Source organism: Arenimonas oryziterrae DSM 21050 = YC6267, assembly GCF_000420545.1.
GTDB classification, from domain to species: Bacteria; Pseudomonadota; Gammaproteobacteria; order Xanthomonadales; family Xanthomonadaceae; genus Arenimonas; species Arenimonas oryziterrae.
In genome coordinates this window covers 515,766-532,176 of the sequence record NZ_ATVD01000003.1, presented here as the reverse complement: position 1 = coordinate 532,176, position 16,411 = coordinate 515,766, and the positions used below count along the sequence as shown (strand labels likewise).

Below are 16,411 nucleotides of genomic sequence, written 5' to 3'. Positions count from 1 at the left end.
AATAAGGCCTACAACGCGGCGTCGGCGAGGTCACGGCCACTAACGTCGGCAACGCCGGGGGCGCCGGGGTTCACGAGGCGAGCCGCCAATGGTCGCCGCCCTTGCGCTTGGCCTCGTACAGCGCCGCATCGGCCCGGCTGTACCAGGACGACCAGCCGCCGGGATCAACGCAGAACGCGCCGCCGACGCTGACGCTGACCCGGTGCTCGCGCAGGCTGGGCAGGCGCAGGGCCCGAACCGAGGCGATCAGGCCCAGGGCGCGGTTGGCCAGGTCGCCTTCGTCGGCCACGCGCAGGACCAGGGCGAACTCGTCGCCACCCAGCCGGCAGGGCAGATCCATGGCATTGGCCTGGCGACGCACTTCCTCGGCGACCGCGCGCAGGGCGGAATCGCCGGCGAGGTGACCGCTGAGGTCGTTGATACGCTTGAAGTGGTCGATGTCGATCAGCAGCAACGCCAGCTTGTGGCCAACCAGCGGATGCCGGCTGATTTCGTCGAGGTAACGGTACAGGCCGCGGCGATTCGACAAGCCGGTCAGGTCGTCGCTGCGCACGAGCTGCTGCGCGACCGACAGCTCGCTGCGCGTCTGGCGCAGGGTGTCGAGCGTCTGCATGAGGTCTTCGTTGCGCCGGCGCAGGCTCTGCACCAGCTGATGTTCGCCCGCGACCAGATACGCGAAGCTGCGCTGCATGAAGCGCGCGACGACGGCCGGTTCGCGTTCGAGCAGCTTCTCGAAACCGTCCTGGGTGATTTCATAGAGCACGCCAGCCGTTTCCACGACGGCACGCGCAAAGCGCTGGTGATGTCCGATGAATACCGACAGCTCGCCGAAATACTGGCCCGGGCCGAGCAGCTTGTCGGCCAGGCCGTCCTCGAAACTCAGGCGCACTTCGCCGGTATCGATGAGATACATGCTCTGCGCGTTGTCGCCGCGCTGGAACAGCTCCTGTCCCGGCAATACGGCGCGACTGATCGCGGTGCTGGCGAGCACCTGCTTTTCGTCTTCGGTCAGCGCCGAAGGCAGACGGGCGTCCTGGGAGGCAAGCGTCGCGCGGGAAGGATACGTATCGATATCGGCCACGAGGGTCGCTAGAGGAAGACCTGGACCCGGAGTGTAACCAAAAACAGCGGGGCGGCCAGCGCCCCGCTGTGAACTGCCTCAAGCTTTGGAAGACTGCCCTCAGGCCGCCTTGACCGGTTGGCCGTGGAACTGCTCTTCCTCGGTCGAGCCCTTGAGCGCCGTGGTCGAGCTGGTGCCGCCCTGGATGGTCTGGGTCACCGAGTCGAAATAGCCGGTGCCAACCTCGCGCTGGTGCTTGACCGCGGTGAATCCGCGTTCAGCCGCAGCGAACTCCGCTTCCTGCAGCTCGACGAACGCGCTCATCTGATTGCGCGCATAGCCGTAGGCGAGGTTGAACATCGAGTAGTTCAGCGAGTGGAAGCCGGCCAGAGTGATGAACTGGAACTTGTAGCCCATCGCGGCCAGTTCCTTCTGGAACGAGGCGATCGTGGCGTCGTCGAGGTTCTTCTTCCAGTTGAAGCTCGGCGAGCAGTTGTAGGCGAGCATCTTGCCGGGGAACTTCGCGTGGATCGCTTCGGCGAACTTGCGCGCGAACGCCAGGTCGGGCTTGCCGGTCTCGCACCAGACGAGGTCGGCGTACGGCGCGTACGCCAGGCCGCGCGAGATCGCCTGGTCGATACCCGGCTTGGTCTTGTAGAAGCCTTCCACCGTGCGTTCGCCGGTGATGAAGGGCTGGTCGTTCGGATCGATGTCGGAGGTGATCAGATCGGCGGCTTCGGCATCGGTGCGCGCGACGACCAGGGTCGGCACGCCCATCGTATCGGCGGCCAGACGCGCGGCGATCAGCTTCTGCACCGCTTCCTGCGTCGGCACCAGCACCTTGCCGCCCATGTGGCCGCACTTCTTGACCGAGGCGAGCTGGTCCTCGAAATGCACACCCGCCGCGCCGGCTTCGATCATCGACTTCATGAGTTCGAACGCATTGAGCACGCCGCCGAAACCGGCCTCGGCATCGGCGACGATCGGCTGCAGCCAGTCGATCGAGTCATTGCCTTCGGCATGGTGCAGCTGGTCGGCGCGCAGCAGCGTGTTGTTGATGCGCTTGACCACCAGCGGCACCGAGTTCGCCGGATACAGCGACTGGTCGGGATACATCTCGCCGGCGACGTTCGCATCGGCGGCGACCTGCCAGCCCGAGAGGTAGATCGCGTTCAGGCCGGCCTTGACCTGCTGCATCGCCTGGTTGCCAGTCAGCGCGCCGAGCGCGTTCACGAAGGGTTTTTCGCCGAGGTATTTCCACAGCTTCTCGGCGCCCAGTCGCGCGAGCGAATGGTCGATGGCGACGGTACCGCGCAGGCGGACGACCTCTTCGGCGGTGTAACCGCGCTCGATGCCGGCCCAGCGCGGATCGCTGGCCCATTCGGTCTTCAGTTGCTCGGCGGTCTTGAGGGTCGTGCTCATCGTCGTGTCCTTGGGGTCGTGGTATTCGTGTGTAGGTGGGAGCCAGCTTGCTGGCGACAAACAGCCGGAATCACTGGATCTTTTCGTAAGCCGCCAGCGTCAGAAATTCCGCCAGCTCACTGCTGTCGGTCAGTTGGTCGAGCAGCGCGATCGCTTCATTGATCTTCGAGCCGCCCGGCAGGCGCATGCGATCGGCCAGCTTGGACGGCAGCGCGAGCAGCGCGCGATCGAACAGGGTGAAATCGACGGGCGTGCCGTCGTCCAGATGCAGGCCGCCGTGGTGCAGCCACTGCCACAGCTGCGTGCGGGAAATTTCCGCGGTCGCGGCGTCTTCCATCAGCCAGTGGATCGGCACGCAGCCCTGGCCGTCGAGCCAGGCAGCGAGGTAGCGCACGCAGACCTCGACACTGTTGTCGAAACCGGCGCGGGTGATCGTGCCGACGCTGGGCTTGATCAGTTCATCGCGGCTTGGACCGACGTCCTCGCGCAGCAGGTGACGCTGGTTGGCGCGCGGCATGTGCGCGTCGAAGATTTCCTGCGCGACCGGAATCAGCGCCGGATGTGCGACCCAGGTGCCGTCGTGGCCGGCGCTGACTTCGCGCAGCTTGTCGGCGCGCACGCGTGCCAGCGCCTTTTCATTGGCCTCGTCGTCGCCGCTGATCGGAATCTGCGCGGCCATGCCGCCCATCGCGAGCGCACCGCGACGGTGACAGGTCTTGATCAGCAGCTCCGAATACGCCTTGAGGAACGGCTGCGTCATCGTCACCTGGCTGCGTTCGGGCAACACACGATCGCGGTGCTTCCGGAAGGTCTTGAGGTAGGAAAAGATGTAGTCCCAGCGGCCGCAGTTCAGACCGGCCATGCGGCCCCGCAGCGCGTGCAGGATTTCGTCCATCTCGAACGCGGCGGGCAGGGTCTCGATGAGTACGGTGACCTTCATCTGGCCGATCGGCAGACCCAGGCGCACTTCGATGAAGGCCAGCACCTCGTCCCAGAGCGCGGCTTCTTCCATGCTCTGCAGCTTGGGCAGATAGAAGTACGGACCGAGATCCTTCGCCGCGAGCGCCGCCGCGTTGTGGAACGCGAACAGGCCCAGGTCGAACAGCGAGCCCGACAGCCGCTCGCCGTCGATGCGCACATTCTTTTCGTCGAGGTGCCAGCCACGCGGCCGCACCATGAGCACGGCCAGGTTTTCCTGGTTCAGCACGTAGTGTTTGCTGCCGTCCGGCGCCATCCAGTCGAGCGTGCCGGCGACCGCCTTGCGCAGCGCGCGCTGGCCGATCAGCAGGTTCGCCCAGGTCGGCGCCGTCGAATCCTCGAAATCGGCCATATACACCTTCGCGCCGGAATTGAGCGCGTTGATGACCATCTTGGGTTCGACCGGACCGGTGATCTCGACGCGGCGGTCGAGCAGGGCCTTGGGCAAATCGGCGACCTGCCAGTCTCCCTCGCGGATCGCACGGGTGTCGGCGCGGAAATCGGGCAGCTCGCCGGCATCGAAGCGCGCCTGACGGTCGCGCCGGGCGGCCAGTCGCGCTTGGCGCAGCGGCTCGAAACGGCGATGCAGTTCGGTCAGGAAGGCGAGCGCGGCCGGGCTAAGCAGGTCTTCCTGACCTGGCTGGGCCGGGCCGTGCAAGGTGAGTCCGGAAACGGGCGTTGCCATCACGCTGGCCATGGAGAGCTTGTCGGTTTGGGGCTGGACTCCAAGCTAAAGCGGCCGTTTGAATTTGACAAAACAAATATTTGAATGGAATGTATAAGCAAATCGTATAACTAATCTTTCCAAGTACTTATGGCTGAGCGAAAACTCCAGTTTTCGGCGACCGGTGGCTGAGACCAAGCCCCGCTTCTATTACAAGGGCGATCGGCTCAAGCCCCTGCGCGCGTTTTGCCAGGTCGCCCGCCTCGGCTCGGTGTCCCGGGCGGCGGAGGCCCTGTTCCTCAGCCAGCCCGCAGTGACCCTGCAGTTGCAGGCACTGGAGCGCGACCTGGGCGCCGCCTTGTTCGAACGCATCGGCCGGCGCCTGAGCCTGACCCGCGAAGGCAATGCGCTGTACGAACTCGCACGCCCGCTGGTCGAGGGACTGGACGGGCTGGAAGGCGAATTCCGCAACAAGCTCAAGGGCCTGGAAGGCGACGAGCTGCATGTCGCTGCCGGCAGCTCGACGATCCTGTACCTGCTGCCGCGCCTGGTGCAGGCATTCCGCGAATCGCATCCGAAGGTGCAACTGGTCCTGCACAACGTCACCGGCAAGGACGGCCTGAGCCTGCTGCGCTCGGATGCGGTCGACCTCGCGGTTGGCTCGATGCTCGATGTGCCGACCGATCTGTCCTACGCGCCGGTGTATTCCTTCGATCCGATGCTGATCATGGCCAAGGGCCATCCGCTCGCGGCGAAAGCGACGCTGCAGCTCGAGGATCTCTCGCCCTACGGCCTGATCCTGCCACCGAAACGACTCACCACCTGGCGCCTGGTCGATCTGGTGTTCCAGCAGCGCCGCGTGCCCTACACCGTCGCACTGGAAGTGGGCGGCTGGGAAGTCATCAAGCAATACGTCGCGATGGACATGGGCATTTCCATCGTCACCGGCATCTGTCTGACCGACGCCGACCGCGACCGCCTGGAAGTGCGCAATCTGCGCGACTATTTTCCGCCGCGCAGCTATGGCGTGGTCGTGCGCAAGGGCAAGTTCCTGTCGCCGCAGGCGCGTGCGTTCGCCGATCTGGTCAAACCCGGTGCGTTCGAGCGCACCGATTATTTCGAATCCGGCCATTCCGACCGGTAGGCCTCACACCGCGCCGCGATTCTTGCCCAGGTGCGGCGCGAACATCTGCCGGATGCGCACGAGATCGCCTTCCATGTCATCGCTGAGTTCGACGATCGGGCCCAGGCCGATGATTTTTTCGGGATAGTGGAACCACGCGCAGAACACCGGCACATCGGCGCGCTTGGCGATTTTCCAGAAGCCCGACTTCCACTTCGTGACCTTGCGCCGCGTGCCTTCGGGCGCGAGCACGAACCACATGCGCTCGGCGTCGCGGATCTGCTGCGCGACCTGGTCGACGATGCCCGCCGGCGCGCTGCGGTCCACCGGCATGCCGCCGAAGCAGCGCAGCAGCCAGCCCAGCGGACCGCGAAACAGCTCGGCCTTGCCGATGAAAACGATATGCACGCCGAGCGCGACCTTGGCGGCGATGCCCCAGATCGCATCCCAGCCCGAAGAATGCGGCGCGACGATGACGACCATCTTCGGCAGATCCGGCCACTGCCCGACCATGCGCCAGCCGCCGACGCGCAGAACGCTGCGCCCGATCCAGCGCGTGAAAGCATTGCCGCCGCTGCGGGCGGCGTTCGGCGGCAGGTCGGGAACGACGCGCCTCATGCGTCGCGCTCCCAGCCGCGCGACCCGCGACCGCTCTTGATCGTCGAGCGTTCGCGCTTGCCGGTCAGCCGGCGCTCCTTGGCGCCCTTGCTGGGTTTGGTCGCGATGCGCTTCTTGGGCACGTGTTCGGCGGCCTGGATCAGCGCGACCAAGCGTTCGCGCGCGTCCTCGCGGTTGCGCTCCTGCGTGCGGAAACGCTGCGCGCTGATGACGACGACACCTTCGTCGGTGATGCGGCGATCGCGCCGCGCCAGCAGTCGCTCGCGCAGGGCCTCGTTCAACGAGGGCGAGTTCTTCGCATCGAAGCGCAGCTCGACCGCGGTGGCGACCTTGTTGACGTTCTGGCCGCCCGGGCCGCTCGCACGCACGAAGCGTTCGACCAGCTCATGGGCGGGCAGGGAAAGACCGGAATGGATGAAAAGCATACTCCCCAGTATTCCCGAATCGCCGCGCGCGCGCCAAGGGAATCCCGCCGGCCCATGCACGGCCCCGGCCAGCGAAAAACCATACGCTTGCCCGGGCGACGAGGCTTGGGCAGTCTAGGGCGCTCAACATCGGCGGCAACGCCCGTCTCGGGGGACTTCAATGCATCAGATTCTGCGCGCGGCCTTGCTGGCCTGCGCCGTGTGGACGTCGTCGGCCGCGGCCCAGGAAGAAGCGGCCGATGCCGCGAAACTGCGCCAGTTCGTGCAGTCGCTGCATTTCCAGACCGGCGAGATCGCGCTGCCCAGCGCCGCCGCGCATCTGCAGGTCGCCCCCGGCTTTCGCTATCTCGGTCACGACGACACGCGCCGCGTGCTCGAAGAGCTGTGGGGCAATCCGCCCGACGACGAAGTGCTCGGCCTGCTCGTTCCCGACAACGCGCCGCTCGACTCCGACCACAGTTGGGCCGTGCTGGTGACGTATTCCGACGAAGGCTACGTCTCCGACGAAGACGCGCAGGAAATCGATTACACCAAGATGCTCGCCGAGCTCAAGCAAGACACGAGCGACGGCAACGAAGAGCGCAAGAAGAACGGGTACGAAACGGTCGAGCTGATCGGCTGGGCGCAGCCGCCGCGTTACGACGCCAGCGGCAAGCGCCTGTACTGGGCCAAGGAACTGCATTTCGACGGCGTCGCGCAGAACACGCTCAACTACGACATCCGCGTGCTCGGCCGCAAAGGCTTCCTGAGCCTGAACGCGATCGCGGGCATGAGCGAACTGGCGCCGGTCAAGGCCGGCATGGACCAGGTGCTGCCGATGGCGCAGTTCGATTCCGGTGCGCGTTATGCCGATTTCCAGCCCGGCAGCGACAAGCTCGCCGCCTACGGTCTGGCGGCACTCGTCGGCGGCGGCATCGCGGCCAAATCGGGCCTGTTCGCCAAGCTCGGCCTGTTGCTGCTGGGCCTGAAGAAATTCCTCGTGGTCGGTCTTGTCGCCATCGGCGCGTTCGTGAAAAAACTGTTCGGCGGCGGCCGCGACAAGAACAATACGGTGCGCTGACGCGGCCCCTCTTTCGGCACCCCGACCTCCTGCACATGCCCTCGCCCCGGCGAGGGAGAACGATGCGATCTCGGGACAGGGCGGCAATGCGCCGCCCGCCGAAACCGCCAGGAGACGCACAATGAACCTCAAGCACCTTGTCGCGATTTCCGTCGTACTCGTCAGCGCCGCCGCGACCGCCAAACAGGAATTTCCGACCGTGGAAGTGCGCGCGGAAACCGAGAACTCCCTCACCATCGCCTGCAACAATCCCAGCCAGCCCACGCCCGACGACGTGGCCCGCATCCTCATCGTCAACGACGCCACGCAGATCAACGGCCTGCGCAGCAAACTGATGGCGGCCGCCGCCGAAGCCTGCGCGGCCGGCGAAGAAAACATCGTGGTGACCCGCGGCGCGAACGGCAAATCGCTGAGCTGGAAAGCGCGCGGCTAAGTGTTCTCCGCGGCCTGGATGGCCGCACCGGCCCGTGACGGCACGCGTTACGGCAACGCAAAAAACCGGCGGGCAGCGGCTGTGGCCGCTGCCGCCGTGATCTCCGGCGCTTCGCCGCGATCCTTCGCCAGTTCTTCGACGATATGCCGCAGATACATCGGCTCATTGCGCCGGTGCGAGGGAAGCGGACGCACGGTGCGCGGCAGCAGATAGGGCGCGTCGGTCTCGATCATCAGACGGTCGGCCGGAATATCGCGGACCATTTCCCGCAGATGCAGGCCGCGGCGCTCGTCGCACAGCCAGCCGGTGATGCCGATGTAGTAGCCGGCATCGAGGCAGTCGTGCAATTCCTCGCGGGTGCCGGTGAAACAGTGCACGACCGCAGGACCGAGGCGGCCGGCGAAGTTCTTCAGGATCGCCAGGAAATCGGCATGCGCCTCGCGCTGGTGCAGGAACAAGGGCTTGCCGGTATCGGCGGCGATCTGCAGCTGGCGCTCGAAGGCCTGGCGCTGGGCCGGACGCGGCGAAAAATCGCGGTGATAGTCCAATCCGCATTCGCCGACCGCGACGATTTCCGGCGCGCGGTGCAAGGCGCGCAGCTCCGCATCGGCCTCGTCGGTGTATTCCACGGCATGGTGCGGATGCACGCCTGCGGTCGCCGACAGGAAGCCCGGCTGCGCGCGCGCGATCTCGAGCGCCTGACGCGAGCCCTCGCGGCTGGCGCCGGTCACCACCATATGCACGATGCCGGCCGCGCGCGCACGCGCCAGCACCGCATCGAAATCGTGGGCGAAGCTTTCGTGGCCCAGGTTGGCGCCGATATCGATAAGGTCCATGGCAGGAAGTTTAGCGCGGCCGCAGCGCGCACCGTATCCTTGCGCCGTGACCCTGCCCGACTTTCCCATTCGAACGCTGCTGCCCGACCTGCTGGCGACGCTGTCCACGCAGACCCGCCTCGTCCTCGAAGCCCCGCCCGGCGCCGGCAAGACCACGCAGGTGCCGCTGGCCCTGCTGGGTGCGGACTGGCGCGGCGACGGCAAGATCCTGATGCTCGAACCGCGTCGCGTCGCCGCACGTGCGGCGGCGGGATTCATGGCCGCGCAACTGGGCGAACCGGTCGGCGACACGATCGGTTATCGCATCCGTTTCGAAAATCGGGTCTCGGTCCGGACCCGCGTGGAAGTGGTCACCGAAGGCATCCTCACGCGCCTGATCCAGGACGACCCGACGCTCGACGGCGTCGCCGCGATCGTCTTCGACGAATTCCACGAACGCCACCTCGCCGGCGACCTCGGGCTCGCGCTGGCCCTGGATGTCCAGGCACAACTGCGGCCGGACCTGCGCCTGCTGGTGATGTCGGCGACGCTCGATGGCGAGAAACTCGCGCGTTTTCTCGACGCGCCGCGCCTGACCTCGGCCGGCCGCAGCTACCCGGTCGAGATCGCGCACTACGCGGCACGGCGCGACGAGGCCTTGCTGTTCCAGCTCAAGCGCTGCGTCGAACACACGCTCGCCGCGCATCCGGGCGACGTGCTGGTCTTTCTGCCCGGTCAACGCGAGATCGGCGATGCCGAGCGCCTGCTCGCGTCCCTGCCCAACGACATCGCGCTCGTGCCGCTGCACGGCGAATTGTCGATGGAAAAACAAAGCTCCGCCCTCGCCGCCGATCCCGACGGTCGCCGGCGCATCGTGCTCGCAACCAATGTCGCCGAATCGAGCGTGACCCTGCCCGGCGTGCGCGTGGTCATCGACGCCGGCCTGGCGCGCGAGCCGCGCTTCGATCCCAACAGCGGCTTCTCGCGCCTGGAAACCGTCGCGATCTCGCAGGCCTCGGCCGACCAGCGCGCTGGCCGCGCCGGGCGCGTCGCCGAGGGGTTTGCCTATCGCCTGTGGCCGCAGTCGCAACGGCTCGAACCGATGCGCACGCCGGAAATCGCGCAGACCGAACTGACCGCGCTTCGTCTCGAACTCGCCGCCTGGGGCAGTGACGCGCTGCGCTTTCCCGACGCACCGCCGAGCGGCGCGCTCGCGGCGGCCGACGAATTGCTGCAACGTCTCGAAGCCATCGACGGCGACCGCCGCATCACCGCCTTCGGGCGTCGCCTGCTCGCCCTGGGCACGCATCCGCGCCTGGCCGCGATGCTGCTCGCCGCACGCAGCGACGACGAACGCGCGCTCGCCTGCGATCTCGCCGCGCTCATCGAAGCGCGCGATCCGCTGACCGGCCCGCGACGCGACGACTGGCAATCGCGCTGGCACGCGCTCGCCGCGTTCCGCACACCGCGCGGGAGCCATCGTGGGAGCGGGCCTGACCGCGATAAACCTGTCCCTAGCGCCAACACCGGCTCCCTCGCCGCGATCGACCAGGCGGCAAAACAATGGCGCCGCCGCCTCCGTTGCGAGCATGTTTCACCGGCCTCGATTCCCGCGCACCTGCTCGGCGACCTGCTGCTGCACGCGTTCCCCGAACGCATCGCGCGCCAGCATCCCGGCGATGCGCGTCGCTATCAGCTCGCCAACGGTCGCATGGCGCGCCTGCTCGACGACAGCGCGCTGTACGGCGAACCCTGGATCGTCGCCAGCGAACTGCGCTTCGACGCCAAGGACTCGCTCGTGCTGCGCGCCGCACCGCTGGACGAAGCGCGCCTGGAGCGTGATTTTCCCGCGCGTTTCGTCGAGCGCGATTTCGTGCGCTGGGATGTCGACACCCGCGCGTTGATCGCACGCCGCGAAAAACGCTTCGATCGCATCGTGCTGTCGAGCAAACCCGCGGGCCGTCCCGATCCGGCGCTTGCGGCGCAGGCGCTGTGCGAGGCCGTCGCTGACCTGGGCCTGGCCTCCCTGCCTTGGACCGAAGGCCTGCAGCAGTTTGTCGCGCGCGTGCGTTGCGTGCGGCAGTGGTTTCCGGATATGGCCTTGCCGGATTTTGGCGAGGACGCGTTGCTCGCCACGCTCGCTACCTGGCTTAAGCCAGCGCTGTCAGGAAAGACCCGGCTCGATGCGCTGAGCGAATCCGAGTTGGGCGATGCCTTGCGCTCGCAACTGGACTGGTCGCAACGCCAGAAGATCGACCAGCTCGCACCGACGCGCCTTACCGTGCCGTCGGGCATGGAGCGCGCGATCACCTATGTCATCGACGATCACGGCCAGGCCGCGCCGCCGGTGCTCGCGGTGAAGTTGCAGGAACTGTTCGGCCTCGCCGACACGCCGCGCATCGCCGACGGCCGCGTGCCGGTGATCCTGCATCTGCTCTCGCCGGGCGGAAAACCCTTGCAGGTCACGCAAGACCTCAAGGGCTTCTGGGAACGCACCTACCCGGAAGTGAAAAAGGAAATGAAAGGCCGCTACCCGCGTCACCCGTGGCCGGAGGATCCGTGGACCGCCACGGCCACGCACCGCGCCAAACCGCGCGGCACCTGACTCCGATCTTGGGCTGCTCCCGTGGGAGCGGGCCTGACCGCGATTTCGCACGTCTCGCCAGACATAGGGCTTTCGCCCCTGCGCTGGCGATTTTTCATCGCCAGGTCACTTCGCCGCCTTGACCGCCTTGGGCGCGAAATCAATTCGCCGACGCTCGGTGATGCGACCGTCACGCAGCGCGCCTTCGACCAACTCGTAGCCCATCAAAGCGTAGACACGCTCACCCGCGAAAATGGGCCGGGCATTGCCATACCAGTCCACGCAACTTGCCTGGCAGTCATCGTCGGCGGGTTTTGCCGACGCCGCTACCAGTGCGCCAAGATCGCCGAGCGTGAGCGCTTGGTTGCGCAGGAACTTCACGGACGCGGTACGGGGTTCACGGCCGAGGATAGGCAAGCCGAGCAACCCTTCATCCGGTCCGGTAGGCCGGTAGAAAAACCCATGCGTGCGGCTGTCCGACTGGGCACTGTCCTTCTGCACGAAGCGGGAAGCGATGCGAACGTCCGCGTCCAGGTCAAGACTGGTGAAGACCAGATCCTTGCTCTGGCTACCTACCACCACCGCATCGTCGCCCATGGCTTCGATCCGCTCCGTCCCGTGACCCAACTCGCGGCGAATCACCGGCCGGTTCTGTGCAAAACGCACCGCCGTTAGCGGGCTGCGCTCGGACTCGCTGCCATAGAGCAGCCAATCGCCGATGTAACGGTTCTGTTCGGGCAACCATCGGCCTCCGAACGTCGGCAGATCCCGGTAGGCACTGCGTCCGGCCCGCGCGCGCGTCCCGCCGAACGCCGTGAGCGGCACGCGCAGCAGGGCCAGGTCTTCGGGCGTGCGCAACGAGCTCCACATCCGTCCGCCCACGCCATCGCCATTGATCAGGACATTGAGATAGCCGTCGCGTTCTAGGAAGGACAGCTGGTCGATCGGGGAACCCTCGACGCGCAGCGCGGCGGGCGCGGAACCATCGAGCGGCAGGCGCAGCACCGAGGACCGGGCGCGATCGTTCGTCGTGGTTTCCCCCTCGTCTTGCATCGTCCAAACATATACCGCGTTCTCGGACACGTAGAACTCGCTGCCCCAGGAACCGATGACGGCTGTTGACGCGCAATCAAGCGCCCGGCCCGCGCCGATCTCGCACCGGGTGACCGTATGCAGCGTGGGATCGCTCAGGTGGTCATAGCCGGAGCGATAGATTCGCGTCGCCGGCAGGGAGCGCTCGAACGGAACGTTTCCACCCGCGCTATCCCAATGACGAACAGCAGGCAAAGATTCGTTGGCGGGCGCGTAGACATCGAGCGAGAGGGGCGAATAGAAGATCAGGGTCTTGCCCACCAGCCGGCTCGCGTAGTTGCGCGCCGAATAGTAGTCATTGCTGCGCAACTGATGCGTCGCCCGGTAGGACAGGACGCCGGCGTCATCGATATCGAAGATGCCCAGCTCGGTGCCGCCCCGGTCATAGCTGTAGCCGACCACGACGATCGTGCGGCCACTGACCAGCATTTCGTCGTACCAGGAATCGTCCGGGGAGATGTCCGGGCCATAGGCATTGATCGTGGAGACCGCGCGCAAGTCGCTGTCGGTAGCGTGCAGGCTAAACAGGTGGCCGCGACGCAGGACGATCAGGAACTCGCCGAGCTTCTTGACGATTCCGCCTTCGTCCACGCCCGCTGTCTGTACGTTGGTGATGTTGTCGGATTCGCCTTCGTCGGAGCCAGTCGTGCCCGGTGCGAGAAGCGCAAGCGAGGTGACGTTCTTGCCGACCGGGATTCGGTCAATCTGCGCTTCGGTCAGGATCGTGTTCGATTCCACTGACGAAACATCCGGAGAGGCCGTGGGCGCAGAGACGGGCATGGCTGCCTTCTGCTTGCGCTTCGCCTCATCGGCCTTCCGCTTGGCCTGATCTTCGCGCTGGAGTCTCCCCAGATATGCCTGGAACTCGGTCTCGCTGGTGAAGGCGGGCAAGGTCTGCGCCTGTGCGGCGCTCGCGGACGGCAGGAGGGCCGCTGTCGCCAGAAGAACCGAGACTAGCCAATTTTTCACGTTACAAATTCCTTTTTTGATCGCCACGTGTTCTTGGCGGTGAGGATGCCGAGCGCCTCAGACCCGCCCCGCCTTCATCGTCATCGGCCACGCCACGGTGCGCACGGCGTCGGGATCGCCCCAAGCTTGCTCCATCGCCTCGGCGATGTCGCCCACCGCATCGCGGCCCGTGGCCTTGAGATAGCGCTGGCTCGCCGACCAGCTGCGCAGGTACGCGAGGTACTGCGGCAAGGTCCAGTCGCAGCGCAGTTCGAACGAGGGCGCGGGAATCACGTCGAACGGAAACGGCAAGGTCGCGTAGCCCGCCTCGACATGCCGGCGTTCCGGCGGCCAGTAGTCGCCAAGCTCGCCCAGATACAAGCGCGCGAACACGGCATCCACCGCCGGCGAGACCGACGAGCGTTCGTACGTCCATGCCGCGATGACGCCGCCGGGCCGCAGCACGCGCCGCACTTCGGCGTAAAAGCGCGCGTGGTCGAACCAGTGCAGGGCCTGCGCCACGGTGATGAGGTCCGCGCTGGCCGCGTCGAGCGAACACGCTTCCGCCGGTTCGACGGCATAGCGGATCTTCGGATGCGCGGGCGCGGCGTCGACTTGCGTGGCGCTGGGGTCGGTGGCGAACACCGCGTCGAAATGCCCGGCCAGCGCGACGCTGGCCTGACCATTGCCGCAACCGGCATCCCAGACGAGCCCCTGTCCGGTGCATTGCGCAGCCAGCCAGTCGAACAACGCAGCGGGATACGTGGGCCGGGCCTGGGCATAAACCGCCGCATGGCCGGAAAAATGATCCTTGAAACTCATGCCGCGCCTAAACGGGTTCCTTGCGCCAGGCCCCCGAGGCCAGGCCATCGAGGCGGTGCGGACCGATCGAAATGCGCACCAGGCGCAAAGTCGGCAAACCGACGGCCGCAGTCATGCGCCGCACCTGGCGGTTGCGGCCTTCGCGAATGGTCAGCTCGATATAGCTATCGGGCACGGTCTTGCGCGTGCGGATCGGCGGATCGCGCGGCCACAGCCAGTCGGGCACCGATTGCAGGGCGGACGCCTGCGCAGGCTGGGTCAGGCCGTCGTTGAGCATGACGCCCTTGCGCAGCGCATCGAGGTGTTCGTCCTTGGCCTCGCCTTCGACCTGGACCAGATAGGTCTTGGGCCATTTGAATTTCGGCGAACTGATCTGCGCGATGCGCGGGCCGTCGTCGGACAGCAGCAGCAGGCCTTCGGAATCAAAATCCAGTCGCCCGGCGGCGTACACGCCCGCCGGCAACTCGAAGCCGGCCAGGGTAGGACGCGGCGGCACCGAGTCATCGGTGAATTGGCACAACACGCCGTAGGGCTTGTTGAAGGCGATCAGCATGGCCCCAGTCTAGCCCATGCGAGAATGCCGCAGGCTCCCCGAGGCAAGAATCGTCCGATGCATCCGCTCCGTCGCCTGTTCGCCTTCGCCCGCCCCTACCGCCGCGACGCCGCCCTGGGCACGGTCTACTCAGTTCTGAACAAATTCTTCGACGTACTGCCCGAATTGCTGATCGGCGTGGCGGTCGACGTGGTCGTGAACCGCCAGGCCTCGTTCCTGGCCCGGCTCGGGCTGGTCGACCCGATGCACCAGCTCTATGCCCTGGTCGCACTGACCGTCGCGGTCTGGGTGTTCGAATCGATCTTCGAATACCTGTACGCGCTCAAATGGCGCGGCCTGGCCCAGGACCTGCAGCACACGCTGCGCAATGCCGCCTACGCGCACTTGCAGGCGTTGCCGCCGGACACGATCGCGCGCGAGCGCAGCGGCCGGCTGATGGCGCTGATGAACGAGGACGTCAACCAGATCGAACGCTTCCTCAACACCGGCGCGAACGACCTGATCCAGGTGTTCTGTTCTTCGCTGATGGTTGGCGCGGTGTTTTTCGCCCTCACCGCCGACCTCGCCGTGCTCGCCCTGCTGCCGATTCCGCTAATCCTGCTCGGCGCGTTCTGGTTCCAGAAACGCCTGTATCCGCGTTATGCCGCCGCCCGCGATGCCGCCGCGACCGTGTCTTCGCGGCTCAACAACAATCTCGCCGGCATGGCGACCATCCAGGCCTACACCGCCGAAGCGTTCGAAGCCGAACATGTGCGCGCGGCCTCGGACGACTTCCGCCAGCGCAATGCGGCCGCGATTCGCGTCTCGGCGGCGATCACGCCGGTCATCCGCATGGCCGTGCTCGCGGGCTTCATCGCGACGCTGTTGTACGGCGGCTGGCTGGCGCTCAACGGCAAGCTCGGCGTCGGCAGTTATTCGGCGCTCGTGTATCTCACCCAGCGTCTGCTCTGGCCGCTCACGCGCCTGGCCGATATGACCGACCTGTACCAGCGCGCGATGGCCTCGGCCAATCGCGTCATGGATCTGCTGGAAACGAAACTGCCCGTGCGCGGCAACGCGCAACCGGCGGCGCCGGCCAAAGGCGCGCTGGCGTTCGAGAACGTGGGCTTTTCCTACGATGCGCGCCCGGCAGTGCAGGACATCAGCCTGCGAGTGCCGGCTGGACAGACGGTCGCCCTGGTTGGCGGCACCGGGGGCGGCAAGAGCACCTTGCTCAAGCTGCTGCTGCGCTTCATCGATCCCGACGCGGGTCGCATCCGCCTGGACGGCATGGATATCGCGGCGCTCGATCCCGCGGCGTTGCGGCGGGTGATCGGTTACGTGGCGCAGGATCCGTTCCTGACCGACGGCACGATCGCCGACAACATCGCCTACGGCGAACGCGTGCCGGATCTGGCGAAAGTCGAAGCCGCCGCGCGTGCGGCGGAAGCGCATGATTTCGTTGCGGCGCTGCCGCAGGGCTATGCCAGCGCGGTCGGCGAGCGCGGTGCGCAACTGTCCGGCGGCCAGCGCCAGCGCATTGCACTGGCGCGCGCGCTGTACCGCGATCCGGCGATCCTCGTGCTCGATGAGGCGACCTCGGCCGTCGACAACGAAACCGAAGCGGCGATCCAGCGCTCGCTCGCCCGCATCACGCACCAGCGCACGACGTTGATCGTGGCGCACCGCCTGTCGACCGTCCGCCAGGCCGATGCCATCCACGTGCTCGATGCCGGCCGCATCGTCGAGAGCGGCACGCACGACGAACTCGTCGCCCGCAACGGTTTCTACGCCGCGCTGTGGCGTCTGCAAACCGGCGAAGCGTAAGTCCGCCC

Annotated in this window: 14 protein-coding genes; 5 read left to right on the top strand and 9 right to left on the bottom strand. The window is 66.4% G+C overall.

Features of this window, described 5'->3' with window-relative positions; genetic code table 11:
- Positions 1–70 precede the first annotated feature (70 nt).
- From G467_RS16390 to aceB, 3 genes are all read right to left on the bottom strand, one after another.
- Positions 71–1,081 (bottom strand): GGDEF domain-containing protein, encoded by a 1,011-nt coding sequence (locus G467_RS16390; RefSeq protein ID WP_022969745.1) that lies wholly within the window; start codon positions 1,079–1,081, stop codon positions 71–73.
- Positions 1,082–1,180: 99 nt separating this feature from the next.
- Complete coding sequence (aceA, locus tag G467_RS0110725; RefSeq protein ID WP_022969744.1) at positions 1,181–2,482, bottom strand: isocitrate lyase; 1,302 nt, start codon at positions 2,480–2,482, stop codon at positions 1,181–1,183.
- 70 nt (positions 2,483–2,552) lie between these two features.
- Complete coding sequence (gene aceB, locus G467_RS0110720) at positions 2,553–4,157, bottom strand: malate synthase A (protein ID WP_022969743.1); 1,605 nt, start codon at positions 4,155–4,157, stop codon at positions 2,553–2,555.
- A 151-nt stretch (positions 4,158–4,308) separates the two neighbouring features.
- Here aceB and G467_RS0110715 point away from each other — a divergent pair, with 151 nt between their 5' ends.
- A complete protein-coding gene (locus G467_RS0110715; protein WP_022969742.1) occupies positions 4,309–5,268 on the top strand; it encodes a LysR family transcriptional regulator in 960 nt (319 codons plus the stop codon).
- 3 nt (positions 5,269–5,271) lie between these two features.
- Here G467_RS0110715 and G467_RS0110710 read toward each other — a convergent pair whose 3' ends face one another.
- Positions 5,272–5,865, bottom strand: a complete 594-nt coding sequence (locus tag G467_RS0110710) for a 1-acyl-sn-glycerol-3-phosphate acyltransferase (RefSeq protein WP_022969741.1) — start codon at positions 5,863–5,865, stop codon at positions 5,272–5,274.
- Positions 5,862–6,290: an alternative ribosome rescue aminoacyl-tRNA hydrolase ArfB gene (arfB, locus tag G467_RS0110705; RefSeq protein ID WP_033397656.1), complete on the bottom strand. Its 429-nt coding sequence runs from the start codon at positions 6,288–6,290 to the stop codon at positions 5,862–5,864. The genes G467_RS0110710 and arfB overlap by 4 nt, the downstream gene beginning before the upstream one ends.
- A gap of 160 nt (positions 6,291–6,450) precedes the next feature.
- On the opposite strand from arfB, the gene G467_RS0110700 reads away from it, so the two are divergent.
- Entirely contained in the window at positions 6,451–7,350 is a 900-nt protein-coding gene (locus tag G467_RS0110700; RefSeq protein WP_022969740.1) for a DUF2167 domain-containing protein, read from the top strand.
- A gap of 121 nt (positions 7,351–7,471) precedes the next feature.
- On the top strand, positions 7,472–7,783 hold the full coding sequence (locus G467_RS0110695; RefSeq protein WP_022969739.1) for a hypothetical protein: 312 nt from the start codon (positions 7,472–7,474) through the stop codon (positions 7,781–7,783).
- Between the two features lie 47 nt (positions 7,784–7,830).
- Here the strand turns inward: G467_RS0110695 and G467_RS0110690 are convergent, their stop codons facing one another.
- Entirely contained in the window at positions 7,831–8,619 is a 789-nt protein-coding gene (locus G467_RS0110690; RefSeq protein WP_022969738.1) for a TatD family hydrolase, read from the bottom strand.
- Between the two features lie 46 nt (positions 8,620–8,665).
- Between G467_RS0110690 and hrpB the strand changes: the two genes are divergently transcribed.
- Positions 8,666–11,203: an ATP-dependent helicase HrpB gene (gene hrpB, locus G467_RS0110685; RefSeq protein WP_022969737.1), complete on the top strand. Its 2,538-nt coding sequence runs from the start codon at positions 8,666–8,668 to the stop codon at positions 11,201–11,203.
- 105 nt (positions 11,204–11,308) lie between these two features.
- Here the strand turns inward: hrpB and G467_RS0110680 are convergent, their stop codons facing one another.
- Genes G467_RS0110680 through G467_RS0110670 form a run of 3 tightly spaced genes read right to left on the bottom strand, consistent with a single transcriptional unit; the run spans position 11,309 to position 14,597 of the window.
- Positions 11,309–13,270 carry a beta-propeller domain-containing protein gene (locus G467_RS0110680; protein ID WP_211214060.1) on the bottom strand — a complete coding sequence of 654 codons (1,962 nt, stop codon included), beginning with the start codon at positions 13,268–13,270 and terminating at the stop codon, positions 11,309–11,311.
- Between the two features lie 30 nt (positions 13,271–13,300).
- Positions 13,301–14,044, bottom strand: coding sequence for a class I SAM-dependent methyltransferase (locus G467_RS0110675; protein WP_022969735.1), 744 nt, complete (start codon positions 14,042–14,044; stop codon positions 13,301–13,303).
- Between the two features lie 7 nt (positions 14,045–14,051).
- On the bottom strand, positions 14,052–14,597 hold the full coding sequence (locus G467_RS0110670) for a pseudouridine synthase (RefSeq protein ID WP_022969734.1): 546 nt from the start codon (positions 14,595–14,597) through the stop codon (positions 14,052–14,054).
- 57 nt (positions 14,598–14,654) lie between these two features.
- Between G467_RS0110670 and G467_RS0110665 the strand changes: the two genes are divergently transcribed.
- Positions 14,655–16,403, top strand: a complete 1,749-nt coding sequence (locus G467_RS0110665) for an ABC transporter ATP-binding protein (RefSeq protein WP_022969733.1) — start codon at positions 14,655–14,657, stop codon at positions 16,401–16,403.
- Positions 16,404–16,411 lie beyond the last annotated feature (8 nt).

Bases quoted from the DNA above. Each gene is read 5' to 3' on its own strand.
- aceA (WP_022969744.1), bottom strand. From the start codon at position 2,482: ATGAGCACGACCCTCAAGACCGCCGAGCAACTGAAGACCGAATGGGCC.
- aceB (WP_022969743.1), bottom strand. From the start codon at position 4,157: ATGGCCAGCGTGATGGCAACGCCCGTTTCCGGACTCACCTTGCACGGC.
- G467_RS0110695 (WP_022969739.1), top strand. From the start codon at position 7,472: ATGAACCTCAAGCACCTTGTCGCGATTTCCGTCGTACTCGTCAGCGCC.
- G467_RS0110700 (WP_022969740.1), top strand. From the start codon at position 6,451: ATGCATCAGATTCTGCGCGCGGCCTTGCTGGCCTGCGCCGTGTGGACG.
- G467_RS0110675 (WP_022969735.1), bottom strand. From the start codon at position 14,044: ATGAGTTTCAAGGATCATTTTTCCGGCCATGCGGCGGTTTATGCCCAG.
- G467_RS0110665 (WP_022969733.1), top strand. From the start codon at position 14,655: ATGCATCCGCTCCGTCGCCTGTTCGCCTTCGCCCGCCCCTACCGCCGC.
- G467_RS0110670 (WP_022969734.1), bottom strand. From the start codon at position 14,597: ATGCTGATCGCCTTCAACAAGCCCTACGGCGTGTTGTGCCAATTCACC.
- G467_RS0110690 (WP_022969738.1), bottom strand. From the start codon at position 8,619: ATGGACCTTATCGATATCGGCGCCAACCTGGGCCACGAAAGCTTCGCC.
- arfB (WP_033397656.1), bottom strand. From the start codon at position 6,290: ATGCTTTTCATCCATTCCGGTCTTTCCCTGCCCGCCCATGAGCTGGTC.
- G467_RS0110710 (WP_022969741.1), bottom strand. From the start codon at position 5,865: ATGAGGCGCGTCGTTCCCGACCTGCCGCCGAACGCCGCCCGCAGCGGC.